The sequence below is a fragment of the Enterococcus sp. DIV0660C genome (genome assembly GCF_017316125.1).
Lineage (GTDB): Bacteria > Bacillota > Bacilli > Lactobacillales > Enterococcaceae > Enterococcus_B.
This window is the reverse complement of record NZ_JAFLWA010000010.1, coordinates 90152-106800: the sequence shown is the minus strand read 5'-3', so window position 1 is coordinate 106800 and position 16649 is coordinate 90152. Positions and strand designations below refer to the sequence as shown.

Below are 16649 nucleotides of genomic sequence, written 5' to 3'. Positions count from 1 at the left end.
AATAATTAGTAAATTGTTCGTAAATAAACCGTTTTTACGAAATAAAATAAAATATCATTCGATTTTGTTTGAATATATAGGTGTAAATTGGTACAATAGTTCAGGATCAAATAATATAAAATGAGGTGTTCGAATGTCATCTGTAGTAGTAGTAGGTACACAATGGGGCGATGAAGGGAAAGGAAAAATTACTGACTTCCTTAGTGAGAACGCAGAAGTAATCGCACGTTACCAAGGTGGCGATAATGCAGGACATACAATTAAATTTAGTGGTGTTACGTATAAACTGCATTTAATTCCTTCTGGGATTTTTTACAAAGATAAAATCAGTGTGATTGGGAATGGTGTTGTTGTTAATCCTAAATCTTTAGTAAAAGAGCTTGCCTATCTACACGAAAAAGATATTACGACGGACAATTTAAGAATTTCTGACCGTGCGCATGTCATCTTGCCATACCACATTAAATTAGATCAATTGCAAGAAGATGCGAAAGGCGAGAATAAAATTGGAACAACGATCAAAGGAATCGGACCTGCATACATGGATAAAGCAGCACGTGTAGGGATTCGAATCGCAGATTTATTAGATAAAGAAATTTTTGAAGAACGTTTACGTATGAATTTAGAAGACAAAAATCGTCAATTTGTTAAAATGTTTGACTCTGAACCAATTTCATTCGAAGAAATTTTTGAAGAATATTATGAGTATGGTCAACAAATCAAACAATATGTGACAGATACTTCAGTCATTTTAAATGATGTGTTAGATGCTGGGAAGCGCGTGTTATTCGAAGGTGCACAAGGTGTTATGTTGGATATTGATCAAGGAACATATCCATTTGTTACTTCATCTAATCCAGTTGCTGGAGGCGTAACAATTGGTAGTGGCGTTGGCCCATCAAAAATCAATAAAGTGGTTGGTGTATGTAAAGCTTATACTTCACGTGTAGGCGATGGTCCTTTCCCAACTGAATTATTTGATGAAACTGGTGAACAAATTCGTAAAGTTGGTCGGGAATATGGTACAACAACTGGCCGACCACGTCGTGTTGGATGGTTTGATACAGTTGTTATGCGTCATTCAAAACGTGTATCAGGGATTACGAACCTTTCACTTAACTCTATTGATGTTTTAAGTGGCTTAGACACAGTAAAAATCTGTACAGCTTATGAATTAGATGGAGAATTAATTTATCATTACCCAGCTAGCTTGAAAGAATTAAAACGTTGCAAACCTGTATATGAAGAATTACCAGGTTGGTCTGAAGATATTACTAGTTGTAAAACATTAGCAGAATTACCAGAAAATGCTCGTAATTATGTAAGACGTATCTCAGAGCTTGTAGGCGTGCGTATTTCTACTTTCTCAGTTGGACCAGATAGAAACCAAACAAACATCTTAGAAAGCGTGTGGGCGCAAATTTAAGACACTTTTAGCCCATATAGATAACTGAATCAGGACATTTCTTTTAGAAGTGAGTTATCTTGGGAAAACTTTTTAATATAAAACAACTGAAACTTGAAGTAACCTTGAATTTATTCATGTTGCTTCAAGTTTTTTCGTAAATAATAGCCATAAATTCCTTTTGATTACAAGACGTTTGTTATAATGTAGTAGTTAGGCGGGTTAAGAATAAAAAAGGAGTTGAATCATGTGTATCAAATAGTGACTGATTCTTGTTGTGATTTACCTTATCAGGTATTAAAAGAAATAAATGTCGACTTTTTATCAATGAAAATCCAGCTAAATGGCGAAGAATTAATTGACGACTTAGGAAAAACTTTTGATTATGAAAAATATATGAATGAATTAAAAGGCGAAGCAATGCCAACCACTTCACAAATAAATGTGGGTGGCTATTTAGAATTTTTCCGATCATATGTTGAAAAAAAGATTCCTGTCCTTTATGTTGCTTTTTCTAGCGCAATGAGCGGTTCTTATAGTAGTGCAATGCAAGCTGTTGAGCTATTGAAGGAAGAGTACGAGAATCCAGAAATTTATGTTTTTGATACAAAGGCGGCTAGTATTGGTGAAGGACTGTTGGTTTTAGCTGCAGCCAGATTAAAAGAAGAAGGAAAGCCTCTTGAAGAAGTTTTAGAGTGGTTGAAGAATAATTATTTAAAAGTTCGCTCTTGGGTAACTGTTGATGATTTAAAACATCTTGAGCGTGGGGGAAGAATTTCTAAGACAAGTGCGACATTAGGAAGTATTTTAAGTGTAAAACCTATCATTACCGTTGATGAAGCAGGACGTTTAACAAACGTTGATAAGGTTCGTGGAAGAAATAAATCCATTCAAAAAATTGTTGATGAAACGATCCAATCAATTGTAGCACCTCTTGAACAAACCATTTATATTGCTTATGCAGGAGATTTAGAAAGTGCTGAAAAAGCTAAGAAACAATTAGAAGAAAAAATCCAAGTAAAAAATATTGTGCTTTATCCATTAGGACCAACGATTGCTAGCCATACTGGTTATGGTTGCATTGCTATCTTTTCAATGGGGACGAGTCGTTAATCCATAATAAAAAAAGCGTAGGGCAGTTAATTGTCCCTACGCTTTTTTGTGGGTTTTATGAAAATAATACATCCATATTTTTCTTGACATCAGGATTTTCTAAAAACTCATCATAGGTTGTATCTGCTCGATCAATTACACCTTTATCAGAAACAGCAATAATACGGTTTGCTAGTGTTTGGATAAATTGGTGGTCATGAGAAGCAAATAGGATAGAACCAGTGAAAGCCATCAATCCATCATTTAGAGCAGTAATTGACTCTAAATCTAAATGATTTGTTGGATCATCGAGCACTAAGACGTTTGCTTTTGAAAGCATCATCTTTGAAAGCATACAGCGAACTTTTTCTCCCCCAGATAAAACGTTAACTGGTTTTAAGACTTCTTCTCCAGAAAAAAGCATTCGTCCTAAGAAGCTTCTCAAGAAAGTGTTGTCGTCTTCTTCTTTACTTGCATACTGACGTAACCAGTCAAGGATCGTTAAATCAGTATTGAATTCTTTTGTAGTATCTTTCGCTAAATAAGAGTGACTGGTTGTTACACCCCAGCGAACAGTCCCAGTATCGGGTTTGATTTCGCCCATGATTACTTTAAACAATGTAGTAGTTGTAATATCATTATCTGCTATAAAAGCAACTTTGTCTTCCTTGTTCAAAGTAAATGATATATCTTTTAAGATTTGCTTACCATCAATGGTTACACTCACATTATCTACTTGTAAAAGATCATTTCCAATTTCACGTTCAGGTTTAAATCCAACAAATGGATAGCGCCTTGAAGACGGTTGAATGTCATCTAACGTAATTTTTTCTAGCATTTTTTTACGTGAAGTTGCTTGTTTAGATTTCGAAGCATTTGCACTGAAACGCGCAATAAAGTCTTGTAGTTCTTTGATTTGTTCTTCTTTTTTGGCATTTGCATTTGCTTGAAGTTTTGTTGCAAGTTGGCTAGATTCTAACCAAAAATCATAGTTTCCGACATAAAGTTTGATTTTACCGAAGTCCAAATCTGCCATGTGCGTACAAACTTTGTTCAAAAAGTGACGGTCATGTGATACTACGATTACAGTGTTTTCAAATTCAATTAAAAATTCTTCTAACCAATTGATTGATTGAATATCCAGTCCATTGGTAGGTTCGTCCAGCAGTAATACATCAGGTTTACCAAAAAGTGTTTGCGCCAGTAAAACTTTTACTTTTTGACCAGCAGTTAATTCACTCATTAATTGATGGTGTAGTTCTTCAGGGATATTTAAGCCTTGTAATAAAACTGCTGCTTCTGGTTCAGCTTCCCAACCATTTAGCTCAGCAAACTCTCCTTCTAATTCTGCAGCACGAATGCCGTCAGCATCAGAAAAGTCTTCCTTCATATACAAAGCATCCTTTTCTTTCATTACTTCATACAATCGTTTGTGTCCCATGATAACAGTTTCTAAAACAGTATATTCTTCATAATCAAAATGATTTTGTTTCAAAACAGCCATACGTTCATTAGGACCTAAAGTAACATTCCCAGTTGAAGGTTGTAAATCTCCAGATAAAACTTTAAGGAAAGTTGATTTACCTGCTCCATTTGCACCAATCAATCCATAACAATTTCCCGGAGTGAATTTAATATTAACGTCATCAAACAGTTTGCGATCTGAAAAGTGCAAACTTACATCATTTACAGTAATCAATTTTTTTCCTCACTTATATTTATAGTAGTTTTGACGAATTTGAGTCTTATAGAATTATAAAGGGGAAAGGTAAAAGTTTCAAGGTAATACCAATTTTAATTGTGTTTCACGTGGAACTTAAAAATTTTGCTGAAAAATTTTTAGCGAGATAGACAGCATAACTTTTGACGCACGTCGAAAGTGCGTCTAGTATTAGTTATGTAAATAAAAGAAAGAAGGTATGAAAATGAATGAAAATAGAAGAATGGTTGATTGGGGATCACTACTGATAGGTATTTTATTTGTAATTGTATCGCTATTATCATTTCAAGACCCAGTTGGAAATTTAGTGGCAATTGTTATGGTATTTGCAGTATTTGCTTTTTTAAAGGGAATTTTTGAAATTATTGGTCGTAATCGCTTGAAAGAATTAACCGGTTATAAAGCAAAAATGCCTTTAGTAGTTGGAATTATTGATATTCTAATTGGACTCTTTTTGCTGTTTAACGTAAATGCAGGTGTGATGGCCTTGCCTTTTGTATTTGCTATTTGGTTTATTATTGATTCGGTGTTTGCTTTATTTGTTACTGATCTGGCAAAAAATATCAGTACAGGATATTATTGGTTTACAGTTATTATCAATATTTTAGGTATCTTTTTAGGTATCGTGTTACTTTTTAACCCAATTTCTTCAGCATTAACTTTGAGTTTCTTAGTTGGTTTTTACTTTATGATGTTTGGAATCACTCATATTGTTTATGCATTTAGATAAAAAAACAAAAAAATAGCGTATGCTTTTTGAGCATACGCTATTTTTTTATAGACTTTCGTAAATTTCATGAAGGACTGGCATGTCATGTACTTCATATTTTTGTTTGAAACTTTCAATTTCTTCAGTTGAATAAAGACGAGGATCCAGATGTAGATCTTCAACTGGTAATGGACGCTTATCTGAAATTTTGACATCGATGACTACTGGGCGAGTTGATTTTGCCGCAGCATCAAATGCAGGTCGCAATTGTGAGAATTCAGTGATTGTGAAACCATCAGCCCCCAACGCTTCTCCTGCTTTTCCAAAATCAGCACCTTCCAAAAAGACGCCAAATTTATTTTGCTCAGAATCTTCTTGCTCAGCTTCGATAAAACCAAAGGATTCATTTGAAAAAACAACATTGATAATAGGTAATTGATATTTTACTTGAGTAATAATATCTTGCATGACCATTGCAAATCCACCATCACCACTGAGTGTAAAAACTTGTTGTTCAGGATAACTTAATTTTGCAGCAATCCCAGCCGGAACGGCGTAACCCATCGTGGCAAACCAACCAGATGTTGTATGCTTTTGTTGACCATTTAAATCTAATAGACGAATAGATTGGATCGTTGTATTACCGACATCTGTTACAAAAATAGCTGATTCTTCTGCAATACGATTGATTTCATTGTATACAGCTTCGGGACGAATTGGCTTATCAGCTTTGGTTGCAAATGATTGAAGCCAGTTGACCCAATTTTCTTTATTTTTTTGGTTCGCAAGTAACCAGTTATCTGAAGGACGTGATTTTCCAACTTCAACCAGAGTTTGCAATGTTGTGATAGCATCTCCTAAAATAGCTAATGAAGTTTGGTGTCGACGACCAAATTTTGACGCATCAATATCTACTTGTACAAATTTAGCATCAGGATTGAAGAAGTATTTGGCAAAAGGAAAATCACTTCCTACGAAGAAAATTAAATCAGCTTCAGCCAATGCTTCATTTGCAGGTTTGGTAGCGACACGCCCAGCAAAACCAAGAAAATTAGGATAGTTATCTGGAACAATCCCCTTTCCTAATACAGAAGAAACAACAGGCATTGAAAAATGTTCTGAGAAAGCTTTGATTTGTTCAAACCCTCCACGAGTCCCTTGGCCAATATAGAGTACAGGTTTCTTTGCTTCACTGATGTATGGTAAAGCTTTGATTACTTCCTCTTTTTTTGGTAGCAAAACATTGTTCTGGTGGGTAGAGGCTGTACTGAATTCTTGGTCTTCGATATCTGCATAACCAAAATCAACTGGGATAGTTACTATGGCAACACCATTGTATTTATAAGCCGCTTTGATAGCTTCATCGGTTACATGAGGGAGACTTTCTGGTGTCATTACTGTTCTATTATAGACACTAACATCGGCAAACATAGGGTTTTCATTTAATTCTTGGAAAGCATTATAATTCATTGCAGTCGAAGCGACTTGACCAAGAAATGCAACTACTGGTACATGATCCATTTGTGCGTCATACAGCCCATTGATTAAGTGTGTAGCTCCAGGACCAGCCGAGCCAAATACAGCACCAATTTTACCAGTCAATTTTGCATCTGCCGCGGCAGCAAGTGCTCCTACTTCTTCATGACGAACTTGAATATATTTAACAGAGTGTTTTTCTTGGTATAAAGCATCCATGATGGAATTAAAAGAGCCGCCAGGGATACCATAAATATGATCAATGCCCCAACTTTCTAAAACTTTGACCATAGCTACGCCTGAATTTATGGTTGACATATGATGTATCACTCCTTTTATTTTGTTAGACTCAGTATAACTCTTTCTTTATTTTGTCCCAACTAATTCGTTTTTTCACATAATAAGTTGTGATAGGTGTCGAAAAAATACTTTTTTTAGTATGATGAATAAGTAAACGAGAAAGGAGAAATCAATGGTTACTTGGTTATTAGGGTTAGATCCATGGGTACAAGCATTAGTGGGAACAGGATTCACTTATTTTATGACAGCGCTAGGCGCAGCACTTGTATTTTTCTTTAAAGACATCAAGAAAGAGTTATTAAATTTGATGCTAGGATTTGCTTCGGGAATAATGATTGCTGCCAGTTTTTGGTCATTGCTAGATCCAGCAATCTCAAAGGCAGAAGAAAATGGTGATATTGCCTGGTTGGTTGTAAGCATAGGATTTGGTTTAGGGGGTGTCTTTCTTTACATAGCAGATAAGACGTTACCTCACATGCATTTTGGTCCAAAACATGAAGTAGAAGGATTCCAAACACATTTGAAACGAACGATTTTATTGGTTTTTTCGATTACATTACACAATATACCAGAGGGATTGGCAGTAGGTGTAGCGTTTGGAGCAGCTACGAATGCTAGTGATCCTAAGGCAGCAACGTTAGCCGCTATTTCAGTAGCTTTAGGAATAGGCATCCAAAATTTCCCTGAGGGTGCAGCAGTATCGATTCCATTGAGACAAGAAGGGTTAAGTCGAAGAAAAGCGTTTTGGTATGGGCAGGCTTCGGGAGTGGTCGAACCAATTGCAGGAGTGTTAGGTGCATTGCTTGTAACGAGAGTTTCGCTATTATTGCCTTATGCGCTAGCTTTTGCTGCGGGTGCAATGATTTACGTTGTTGTAGAAGAATTGATTCCAGAAGCGCAACAAACGTTGTCAAGCCGACGACACTTTGCGGTATTTGGTGTCATGCTCGGTTTTATGATTATGATGATTTTAGATGTAGCATTAGGATAACAGACTTGATTAAACTTTTATTCAAAGCAAAAACCAGAGAAAAATTTCTCTGGTTTTTTTACTTTTTGAATAAAAATCATAAAAAATTGAAGGCTCTCTAGTTGTAGTTAGAAAATATTTTTTGAGATCTCTTCTTTTTTCGTGCAATAATTAGTAGTATCGTCTATTGTTACCGGACGTGCCTGTAATCAATCGGACTAGCCAAATAGCAATAGCCAATGGGATGAGTAATTTGATTGCAAACCACAAGAATCCGCTTAGTAAACCAACAAACAGACTGATAACAGAGCTAGCGATGATTAGAAAAAGAATTAACAAGAATACTTTTCCGATTATATTTTTTTGTCCCATGAACTATTCCCTCATTTCATATGTTTTTTCTATATAAAAAGTTTAACAAATTTTTACTTTTTTCACGTCCAACTAAAGACTGATTATTTCATCAGACTTCAGATGATTATCTTTTGCTTTTTTTGAATGTTTCCATATAAAATAAGCGAAAGGAGAGAAAATTATGACAAAGAATCGTTTAGAAGCATTTACAGATGCAGTTATTGCAATTATTATGACCATTTTAGTTTTAGAGTTACATCAACCAGGTTCAGATACTTGGTCGGCATTAATTGGACTTGAACATAAAATTTTGATTTATGTAATCAGTTTCTTTACACTGGTTATTTATTGGAATAACCACCATCATTTATTTTTAGTGGTCAAAAGAATAAACGGACAAGTATTATGGCGAAATAGTGTTTTTATTTTTTCTTTATCTTTATTCCCATTTGCAACTGCTTGGATCAGTGAATATATTAATAGTCTAGTGCCTGAACTTGTGTATGGGTTAGTGACCTTGTTTGCTAATGTTACCTATTATTTTCTAGCAAGAGAACTCGCTAAAGTAAATAAAAAAGAAAGTGTTGTGAAAGAATTACTGATTGATTACCGGAAATCTTATCTGTCCATTGGACTGAATATTTTAGGATTATTATTGGGATGGTTAGTCGCACCTATAGCAGTTTTAGTTGTAAATGTATTGATTTTATTGATGTGGTTCATTCCAATAAAAAGAGTAGAACAGTATTTTGGATGAAAAGAAAGGTGTAGGACAAACAGTCTTGCACCTTTCTTTTGTGGATTAAACATATGCATAAAAGTTTTCCACAGTGGATAACTTAAAAAACATCAAAACAAGGAGGACAAACGTGTTATTTATAAATGATGAATTAGCACATTTTTACCGTATTCATTTAAGAGATAAACGCCAAATATTATAAGGAGAAAATCTAGTTTTGTATACCTTTAGGGGGTATTTTTAGTAGTAAGTAGTGGCTAGAATGGTTAGGTAAAAGAAATGTTATGTTGTTGAAGGAAAAGGGAACAGTTTTCTTATACTGAGATAGATAGGTTACAATAAATAAAAAGGAAAAAAATAATGAATAATTTACGTAAATTGCGATTAGAACACCAATTAACTATTCGAGAGTTAGCTGACATTTTAGCTTGTGACTTCTCTTTATATTCAAAATATGAACGCGAAGAGCGGAGTATTCCAATTAAATTACTGATCATACTATCCGACTTTTATGGAACGAATAGTGATTTTCTACTAGGACGGACAGATTATCCCAAAAAACTTCCATCGTCTAAAGAGCCATCTGAATATGATCGTACATAGAATTACTAATAAAAGAATGCTAACTAAAATTTGATATATCAAATTTTAACTAAAGATTAGATAAACAGTAAATAAAAAATAGATAGATCAAAACAATAGTTTACTTTGGCAATCTTATCAGATAGCTGAGCATTTTCATAAAGATAAAAATGCGGAATTTATTAGCTTTGCAATATATGAGGTTTTTACTACATAAGCTATTACTTGGATGTTAAATAACATAGAAATCTTCCATAGTGGAAAGGAATAAAAAATGTTTGTTGAGTAAAGAAAGAGTGAGTCTAGCAAAAGATTCATTGTCAAACTATTCTTCAAGGAGTACATTGATGGTAGAAAATAAAAGAATTGAGACAATCAAAAAATGACACAAAAAGCATCAGCAGAAATCCTAAATGTCACACCTCAATCAGTATTTAAAGAGGAGTGAAATGTGGTAATCTGGATATTCAAACACGTTTAATACTAAGCAGATATTTTTGGATTTTCTTTTTTCAAAAATGAAAAGGGGTGAGCAGATGAAAAGGTCTCAAAATACGAATATAGAACAAGTTTCAACTGATATAAAAGTCTTGATTTTTGACTTGAGTGGGAGTTTCATGAGTGATAAAGGCTTGTTACAAACACAAATTTTGAATAGTAAATTACAGTTACTGATGAACAAAAACGAAAAAAATATCATAGTAGACACATATGAATCTAGTCAGATAAATAAATACGGAGAACAAGCAGATGTTATTCTATTGACGCCTTCATTTAGTTTTGCACGAAAAGAAATTGAAAAACAATTTCCTATAATACCTGTGATTGAAATATCAAAGAGGGACTATGGCTTGCTGAATATTGAAAATATTTATCAAGAGATTCTCAACTTAGTAAAGTAAAAATTAAGAAATAACTAAGTAAAAAAAGGCAGCTTTTGAGTAAACAACTCAGAGGCTGTTCTTACACAAGGTGTTGCTAGTTTTCGTACATTTCCTACTTCTAGTAACATTATAGCCACAGCAAGAGAGTACCTATATATCATCAGTTGTTAAAGTGCTTGAACTAGGTGTCGTTAAAATTAACTCAGAAAAAGCTTATGACCATTATTTTACATAAATCATCAAGTGGCAGCAGCTTTTTCTAATTGTTTTTTGAGTAACTAAATTTAACTACTAAATTTGCTATACTAGTAGATGAAAGCGAAAACAAGTTATTGCTATAACTCAAAAGGACTGATTTTATGAAAAAAGTTTTTTCTCGCGTATTTATTAAAGACACCGCTGGGGATTTCTTGGTGATTAGGGACAGAGTAGATGTTTGGAATTTTCCAGGTGGGAAAAAAGAAATTGGGGAAACTACAATGGAGTGTGCCATACGTGAAGTGTACGAGGAAACTGCGTTACGAATTTCTCAAGTGGAAGAAGTTTATCAAGCGGATTTTCTTTTTGAAGAGGTGGAATGGGAAGGACATTTTTATTTTGCTTATCAGGCTTCAGGGCGTCCAACATTGAATGAGCCTAATAAAATTAAAGGTGTACAATTTATTTCTGAGCTAAGCTCTGTTGAATTTTCTCCTAGTTTAGCTTCGTTGTTTCAATGGCTTTCTAGACAAGATGATTTAAAGACAGCACAGACAACTTGGTGTTAAAAAATACGCAGTTACTTTTATATTTAACTTTTTAAATATGTTATCTTCCTGACTAGATAGTCAGTTTTTTTTATGGTAAATAAGTCACTCTGTTTTTACCTTAGAAAGAAAGATGGTACGCTTGTTTTATTCGATAGAAGGTAAGGGGGAACGTCATGTTTTTAGCAATAAACGAAATCAGGTATTCAAAGTTGAGGTATGCTTTGGTAATTGGGGTTATGTTTTTGATTGCATATCTAGTATTTTTTTTAACAGGCTTAGCTTATGGATTAGCTCAAGACAATCGGACAGCGATAGATAAGTGGCAAGCAGACGATATATTATTAGCAGATGAAGCGAATAATAATTTAAATATGTCAATGATTCCATTAACGAAATTTGATGAGGTAAAGGCGGAAAAGAAGGCCTACCTAACACAAACTGCAGGTGTGATACAGAAAGAAAAAGGAAAAGAAAAAATTGATGTTACTTTTTTTGGAATTAATCAAGATCAATTTTTAGCTCCGAAAATCAGTGATGGAAAAATGTTCCAGTCTGATGATGAAACAGTGGCGGATAGTAGCGTAAAAGAGCAGTATGGCTTGAATTTGGGTGATACAGTTCAGCTTGCGGGGAGTGATAAAAAATTAAAAATCGTAGGATTCACGAAGAATGCAAAATTTAGTGTTGCTCCAGTTTTATATATAACAGTGAGTGCTTATCAAGAAATTCGTTTTGAAACACAAGGTAGTCAGACTAGCGAAAAAACGAGAGTCAATACGATAATTACTAGAGGACATGTAAGTAAAATTCCTGATAATCTAAAAAAAATTAGTATTAAAACATTTATAAATGATTTGCCTGGATATAACGCACAAGTCTTAACATTTGGTTTTATGATTGGCTTTTTGATTGTGATTGCTGCAATTGTGATTGGGATATTTATTTATGTTTTGACTATGCAAAAGGCAGAAATCTTTGGTGTTATGAAAGCGCAAGGGATTTCTAGTAGATACATCGCCAATTCAGTAATTGTTCAGACTTTTTTATTGGCTATTATCGGCGTGGTAGCGGGATTAGCAGGAACGCTGGGGACAAGTTTATTGTTGCCTGAAGCCGTGCCGTTTCAAATAAATCTTCTGTTCTTTTTAAGTATTAGTATCTTGATGATTGTGATAGCTGTTTTAGGTGCCTTGTTCTCTGTAAGGACAATTGTAAAAATTGATCCATTAAAAGCTATCGGATAGGAGAAGACAATGAAAGCAATTGAATTCAAGCAAGTAAAAAAATCATTCAAAGATGGTGATTCCGTTATTGAAGCTTTAAAAGAAACTGATTTTTCAGTTGAAAAAGGAGAATTTGTAGCAATTATTGGTCCTTCTGGTTCTGGCAAAAGTACACTTTTAACGATTGCTGGAGGGTTACAGGCTCCTTCTGCTGGACAAGTATTGATTAACGATCGTCCATTTAGTGAAGAAAAAGAAAAGCAGCGTGCAGCTTTGCGCTTTAAGGAAATTGGCTTTATCTTGCAGGCATCTAATTTGGTTCCTTTTCTAACTGTAAAAAAACAATTGAAATTAGTTGATAAAGTTAGTAAAGAAAATCGATTAGATAATGGGATTAAGCTGTTAGAACAGTTGGGTGTAGGTAAATTACTTGATAAATACCCTGAAGAATTATCAGGAGGAGAACGTCAACGTGTAGCAATCGCTCGAGCATTGTACCATGATCCGACAATTATTTTAGCAGATGAACCAACAGCAAGTCTTGACTCAGAAAAAGCTTATGAGGTAGTAAAAATATTAGCTGAAGAAACCAAAGAAAAACAAAAAGCAACGATTATGGTGACACATGATACACGTTTGATTGAACATTGTGATCGTGTGTTGGTGATGAAAGATGGTCAGTTAACAGAACAGAAAGAGTAATTAATTATTAAAAGTGATTATTAATTTGTTTTAAACATAAAAGCACTTAGGAGTTATTTCTCCTAAGTGCTTTTATTTGAATTAATAAGGAAGATATTTCGAGTAATTTTCAGCAAGAGAACTTATACCTAAAGCAGGGAAGGCTACTTTAGGTATAAGTTATTATCTTACAAAATTAAAGTTCGCAAACAAAAAATAGTCTTGCCTGCTCAATTTTTAACGCCAACCTAGACCAGGAGCGACATCTTTTACAATGGATTCAAGCAAATGAACGTTATATTCAACTCCTAAAGTATTCGGAATAGTTACAAGAACGGTATCTGCTTCTTTGATTGCTTCGTCTTCCGCTAATTCTTTTACGATTTGATCGGGTTCGCCAGCAAATGTTCTACCAAAAATTGTTGGATTTTGATGATAAGCTAAGAAACCAACTTGATCATACTTGGAATCATCATTTCCACCGAATAAACGACGATCTAAATCACTTGTAATTGGTTGAATGGAGCGAGTAACAAGTGTTCTTGGTTCAAAATCATGACCTGCTTCTTTCCAAGCTTCTTTGTAGACACGTAATTGTTTTGCTTGTTGGACGTGGAAAGGTTCGTTTGATTCGTTATTAACAAGTGTAGATGATTGAAGATTCATTCCATGTTTAGCTGCCCAAATAGCTGTTTCTTGTGAGCCTGCTCCCCACCAAATACGTTTTTCTAAACCTTCTGAATAAGGTTCAATACGCAATTTTCCAGGTGCTTGTGGGAACATTGGCATTGGATTTGGTTCAGCAAAACGTTCACCTTTCAATAACTCTAAAAATTCCAGTGTTCGTTCACGTGTAACTTCTTTGATTTCTTCTTCACTGTAATCATAACCAAAGTATTTCCAACCATCGAGAACTTGTTCAGGTGAACCACGACCGACGCCTAATTGCACTCGTCCTTGAGTAATGATATCTGTTAATCCAGCATTTTCTGCCATGTAGTAAGGATTTTCGTAACGCATGTCGATTAATCCTGTTCCAATCTCAATCTTACTTGTTTGTGCACCAATCGCAGAAAGTAGTGGAAATGGTGAGCCGATTTGTGGTGCAAAATGATGGACACGGAACCAAGCACCATCAATGCCGAGTTTTTCTGCTTCAACAGCTAGCTCAATTGATTGTAGATAAGCATCTTGAGCTGTTTTTACTAAAGAGCCTTGATCCATCCAATGACCGAAACTTAAAAAGCCAATGTTTTTCATAATTGAAATCCTCCTTAATCTTGAATAATTTTACTTACTTTTAATAAGTTGAATTCATTCTACTACTTTTTGTTTAAAAACGCGAATAATTGTTCCGGTGGTGAAGTGAGCTAAAAATAGTTGGCTTTTTTGACAAAAACAGGAACTACCTGATCTTCCATAAGACTTTATTTATTATCTATACTCGACTGATCATAAAGGGGTTACATTCGTAATACCTTTTAAAATCATTTATATTTATAGTAACGAAAATTATTTGAATCAGATATTTCTGACATGTTTGTAAGTATCAGTCATGCTTAAAAAGTGTGAACGTTAGCCATTTCAACAAATGTGTGGGGATGGTTAAGAATATCGTGATTACCGAAAAAGACTAGAACAATATAGATCAAAAATAGAAGGAATACTGATTTGATTGTAGGAGGTGGAAATGTGATAGGGATTCTTTACTTTATTGTCATTGTTTTAGCTAATGCCGTTGGGGCAATTTCTGGAATGGGTGGTGGCGTGATCATCAAACCTGTTTTTGATTTTATTGGAGCACATGACGTGACGGCTATTTCTTTTTATTCTGCTACAGCAGTATTTACGATGTCTATTGTTTCTACTGCGCGTCAATTGGCGAGTGGTCGAAAATTTGATTGGCAAATTGTCAGTTGGGTATCAGCTGGGGCAGTATTAGGAGGAATTTTAGGAAACAGTGCATTTGAAGTTTGTTTAAATTGGTTTGGAAATAATGATATCGTGCAGTTGATTCAAATCATATTGACTGTGTTTACCTTGATTTTTGCTTTTGTTTATACAAAATATGATTGGAAAAATTTTCAACTCATACACGTTGGTTGGTATTTTATTTGTGGATCGATCTTAGGATTTTTAGCTAGTTTATTAGGGATTGGCGGTGGTCCAATCAATGTCTCGTTACTCATGTTGCTATTTTCACTACCAATTAAAGACGCAACAGTTTATTCTATTTGTACCATTTTCTTTTCACAATTTGCAAAATTACTTACGATAGCTTTTACCACAGGATTTAATCGCTATGATCTAACTATGTTGTGGTTTGTGATTCCAGCCGCAATTATTGGTGGTTTACTAGGAGCAAAATTCAGTAATGTTTTATCGCCGAAAAGAGTTACGGCTGTCTTTCAAGGAGTGATTATCCTTGTACTATTCATTAATCTTTACAATGCTTATCAGTTATTACAATAGGAAGATGCGGAAGATTACTTTAGACAATTGAGAAGTTATAACATGAGCCTTGTACCACTATCGTCAAGAACACTATAAGTTTTAAAAAAGAAACCATGAGTTCCTATCAAAGGACTCATGGTTTCTTTTTTTTCTTTCCACTCAATAGCTTATTGGGTTTTTGAACAGTAGAGCTAGCGTGATTAGATTTAAACTGTGACCAGAAGTGTGATTATATATCACGTGATTCAAGTGGTTTATATCGGTGTACTGTGATATGAATTTTTAGTGATGAACAATTATTTTTCAAAAATTTTAATTGAAAATTGCAGTAATAACTTTTTTAATTGTTATTTTTGAGCATATACAGAATGAAAAAATTTTTTTAGTTCCATTGCTTTATCGTTGTTATCTAAAAGATAGAAAATATTAATTAATCCCTCTATCTTGTTAATGTCGATGGTCGCTACGTTTTCTTCGCAAATCGGTGATAATGTGCTAAATATTTTATAGTAAATTTGTTCATATACATTTTTAGATTTTACTGCAAGTCTCTTTAAAGGAGCTAGAAAAATAGAAAGTAAATCTAAGTTTTTTCTTTCAAAGCTTAAATAGCAACCATTTATTAAAAATGATGTATAAAGAGATGGATAAAAATTATTTTTGTAAAATAGTTTCATTTTTTCTTCACTATTTTTAAACAGCAATTTTATTGTGTCAGTTGGAAAGATAAACATTAAATTATTAAAAGTCGTCAATTCAAAATAGCCCCAGGTTTCAATTCTAAATAGCCGGTCCCTAATGTATCTAATCTCTTTTTCAAATACTTCCAAATTTAATACATCCTTTTCTTTAGCTAGTAGCATATTAAATTGGATAAGTAAAATAAAATAGTACTCATCATTTGTTTGTTTAAACAGAGAAAGTAGTTGATTTCTAAATTCTTCTATTTTTTTGGGGGTAGAATTCTTATAAAGAATTTCTACAAAATTTTTGGCTGTAGCTTCTTTCAAAGTAATCTTGTTGTTTTGCAGATAAAACATAAATTCTGGTAATTTTATATTCATTCTGTCTAAGTATCTAAGCAATATTTCAGAAGAAAGAAGTGTGTGTCGGGTCTCGAATGAACTTAAAGTTGTTCTAGAAGAAATTTGTTTTGTTAAATTTGCTTGAGATATTTTACGTTCAACTCTTAACTTTTTTAACAGGTCAGCTTGATCCATAGATACCTCCTAAAACAGACGCATTTTTGTTCATTTTAACACATGAATAAGAATTAATAATAAACTAATTTTGAAAAAATGAAAAAAGGAG

General features: G+C 33.9%; 16 protein-coding genes. 11 read left to right on the top strand and 5 right to left on the bottom strand.

Features of this window, described 5'->3' with window-relative positions:
* Positions 1-133 precede the first annotated feature (133 nt).
* Complete coding sequence (locus tag DOK81_RS02695) at positions 134-1426, top strand: adenylosuccinate synthase (protein WP_206907808.1); 1293 nt, start codon at positions 134-136, stop codon at positions 1424-1426.
* A gap of 228 nt (positions 1427-1654) precedes the next feature.
* A complete protein-coding gene (locus tag DOK81_RS02690) occupies positions 1655-2518 on the top strand; it encodes a DegV family protein (RefSeq protein ID WP_206907806.1) in 864 nt (287 codons plus the stop codon).
* Positions 2519-2573: 55 nt separating this feature from the next.
* Here the strand turns inward: DOK81_RS02690 and DOK81_RS02685 are convergent, their stop codons facing one another.
* On the bottom strand, positions 2574-4196 hold the full coding sequence (locus tag DOK81_RS02685) for an ATP-binding cassette domain-containing protein (RefSeq protein WP_206907803.1): 1623 nt from the start codon (positions 4194-4196) through the stop codon (positions 2574-2576).
* A 220-nt stretch (positions 4197-4416) separates the two neighbouring features.
* Between DOK81_RS02685 and DOK81_RS02680 the strand changes: the two genes are divergently transcribed.
* On the top strand, positions 4417-4947 hold the full coding sequence (locus DOK81_RS02680; RefSeq protein WP_242589855.1) for a DUF308 domain-containing protein: 531 nt from the start codon (positions 4417-4419) through the stop codon (positions 4945-4947).
* 45 nt (positions 4948-4992) lie between these two features.
* Here the strand turns inward: DOK81_RS02680 and spxB are convergent, their stop codons facing one another.
* Entirely contained in the window at positions 4993-6720 is a 1728-nt protein-coding gene (spxB, locus tag DOK81_RS02675) for a pyruvate oxidase (protein ID WP_206907792.1), read from the bottom strand.
* Positions 6721-6874: 154 nt separating this feature from the next.
* On the opposite strand from spxB, the gene DOK81_RS02670 reads away from it, so the two are divergent.
* A complete protein-coding gene (locus DOK81_RS02670; protein WP_206907790.1) occupies positions 6875-7693 on the top strand; it encodes a ZIP family metal transporter in 819 nt (272 codons plus the stop codon).
* A 150-nt stretch (positions 7694-7843) separates the two neighbouring features.
* On the opposite strand, the gene DOK81_RS12255 is transcribed toward DOK81_RS02670, so the two are convergent.
* On the bottom strand, positions 7844-8044 hold the full coding sequence (locus DOK81_RS12255; protein WP_242589853.1) for a hypothetical protein: 201 nt from the start codon (positions 8042-8044) through the stop codon (positions 7844-7846).
* Positions 8045-8207: 163 nt separating this feature from the next.
* Here DOK81_RS12255 and DOK81_RS02665 point away from each other — a divergent pair, with 163 nt between their 5' ends.
* From DOK81_RS02665 to DOK81_RS02640, 6 genes are all read left to right on the top strand, one after another.
* Complete coding sequence (locus DOK81_RS02665; protein ID WP_206907789.1) at positions 8208-8783, top strand: TMEM175 family protein; 576 nt, start codon at positions 8208-8210, stop codon at positions 8781-8783.
* A gap of 342 nt (positions 8784-9125) precedes the next feature.
* Positions 9126-9368, top strand: a complete 243-nt coding sequence (locus DOK81_RS02660) for a helix-turn-helix transcriptional regulator (protein WP_206907787.1) — start codon at positions 9126-9128, stop codon at positions 9366-9368.
* A gap of 515 nt (positions 9369-9883) precedes the next feature.
* The gene (locus DOK81_RS02655) at positions 9884-10249 is read left to right on the top strand and encodes a hypothetical protein (RefSeq protein WP_242589851.1); all 366 of its coding nucleotides are present in this window, start codon (positions 9884-9886) and stop codon (positions 10247-10249) included.
* 341 nt (positions 10250-10590) lie between these two features.
* On the top strand, positions 10591-10998 hold the full coding sequence (locus DOK81_RS02650; RefSeq protein WP_206907785.1) for an NUDIX hydrolase: 408 nt from the start codon (positions 10591-10593) through the stop codon (positions 10996-10998).
* Positions 10999-11153: 155 nt separating this feature from the next.
* A complete protein-coding gene (locus DOK81_RS02645) occupies positions 11154-12224 on the top strand; it encodes an ABC transporter permease (protein ID WP_206907783.1) in 1071 nt (356 codons plus the stop codon).
* Between the two features lie 9 nt (positions 12225-12233).
* A complete protein-coding gene (locus DOK81_RS02640; RefSeq protein ID WP_206907781.1) occupies positions 12234-12905 on the top strand; it encodes an ABC transporter ATP-binding protein in 672 nt (223 codons plus the stop codon).
* Between the two features lie 216 nt (positions 12906-13121).
* Here DOK81_RS02640 and DOK81_RS02635 read toward each other — a convergent pair whose 3' ends face one another.
* Positions 13122-14144 (bottom strand): LLM class flavin-dependent oxidoreductase, encoded by a 1023-nt coding sequence (locus DOK81_RS02635; protein WP_206907779.1) that lies wholly within the window; start codon positions 14142-14144, stop codon positions 13122-13124.
* Positions 14145-14576: 432 nt separating this feature from the next.
* Here DOK81_RS02635 and DOK81_RS02630 point away from each other — a divergent pair, with 432 nt between their 5' ends.
* On the top strand, positions 14577-15356 hold the full coding sequence (locus DOK81_RS02630; RefSeq protein ID WP_206907777.1) for a sulfite exporter TauE/SafE family protein: 780 nt from the start codon (positions 14577-14579) through the stop codon (positions 15354-15356).
* A 329-nt stretch (positions 15357-15685) separates the two neighbouring features.
* Here the strand turns inward: DOK81_RS02630 and DOK81_RS02625 are convergent, their stop codons facing one another.
* Positions 15686-16558 carry a hypothetical protein gene (locus DOK81_RS02625; protein ID WP_206907776.1) on the bottom strand — a complete coding sequence of 291 codons (873 nt, stop codon included), beginning with the start codon at positions 16556-16558 and terminating at the stop codon, positions 15686-15688.
* Between the last annotated feature and the right edge of the window lie 91 nt (positions 16559-16649).

Bases quoted from the DNA above. Each gene is read 5' to 3' on its own strand.
- DOK81_RS02695 (WP_206907808.1), top strand. From the start codon at position 134: ATGTCATCTGTAGTAGTAGTAGGTACACAATGGGGCGATGAAGGGAAA.
- DOK81_RS02680 (WP_242589855.1), top strand. From the start codon at position 4,417: ATGAAAATGAATGAAAATAGAAGAATGGTTGATTGGGGATCACTACTG.
- spxB (WP_206907792.1), bottom strand. From the start codon at position 6,720: ATGTCAACCATAAATTCAGGCGTAGCTATGGTCAAAGTTTTAGAAAGT.
- DOK81_RS02670 (WP_206907790.1), top strand. From the start codon at position 6,875: ATGGTTACTTGGTTATTAGGGTTAGATCCATGGGTACAAGCATTAGTG.
- DOK81_RS12255 (WP_242589853.1), bottom strand. From the start codon at position 8,044: ATGGGACAAAAAAATATAATCGGAAAAGTATTCTTGTTAATTCTTTTT.
- DOK81_RS02665 (WP_206907789.1), top strand. From the start codon at position 8,208: ATGACAAAGAATCGTTTAGAAGCATTTACAGATGCAGTTATTGCAATT.
- DOK81_RS02660 (WP_206907787.1), top strand. From the start codon at position 9,126: ATGAATAATTTACGTAAATTGCGATTAGAACACCAATTAACTATTCGA.
- DOK81_RS02655 (WP_242589851.1), top strand. From the start codon at position 9,884: ATGAAAAGGTCTCAAAATACGAATATAGAACAAGTTTCAACTGATATA.
- DOK81_RS02650 (WP_206907785.1), top strand. From the start codon at position 10,591: ATGAAAAAAGTTTTTTCTCGCGTATTTATTAAAGACACCGCTGGGGAT.
- DOK81_RS02645 (WP_206907783.1), top strand. From the start codon at position 11,154: ATGTTTTTAGCAATAAACGAAATCAGGTATTCAAAGTTGAGGTATGCT.
- DOK81_RS02640 (WP_206907781.1), top strand. From the start codon at position 12,234: ATGAAAGCAATTGAATTCAAGCAAGTAAAAAAATCATTCAAAGATGGT.
- DOK81_RS02635 (WP_206907779.1), bottom strand. From the start codon at position 14,144: ATGAAAAACATTGGCTTTTTAAGTTTCGGTCATTGGATGGATCAAGGC.
- DOK81_RS02625 (WP_206907776.1), bottom strand. From the start codon at position 16,558: ATGGATCAAGCTGACCTGTTAAAAAAGTTAAGAGTTGAACGTAAAATA.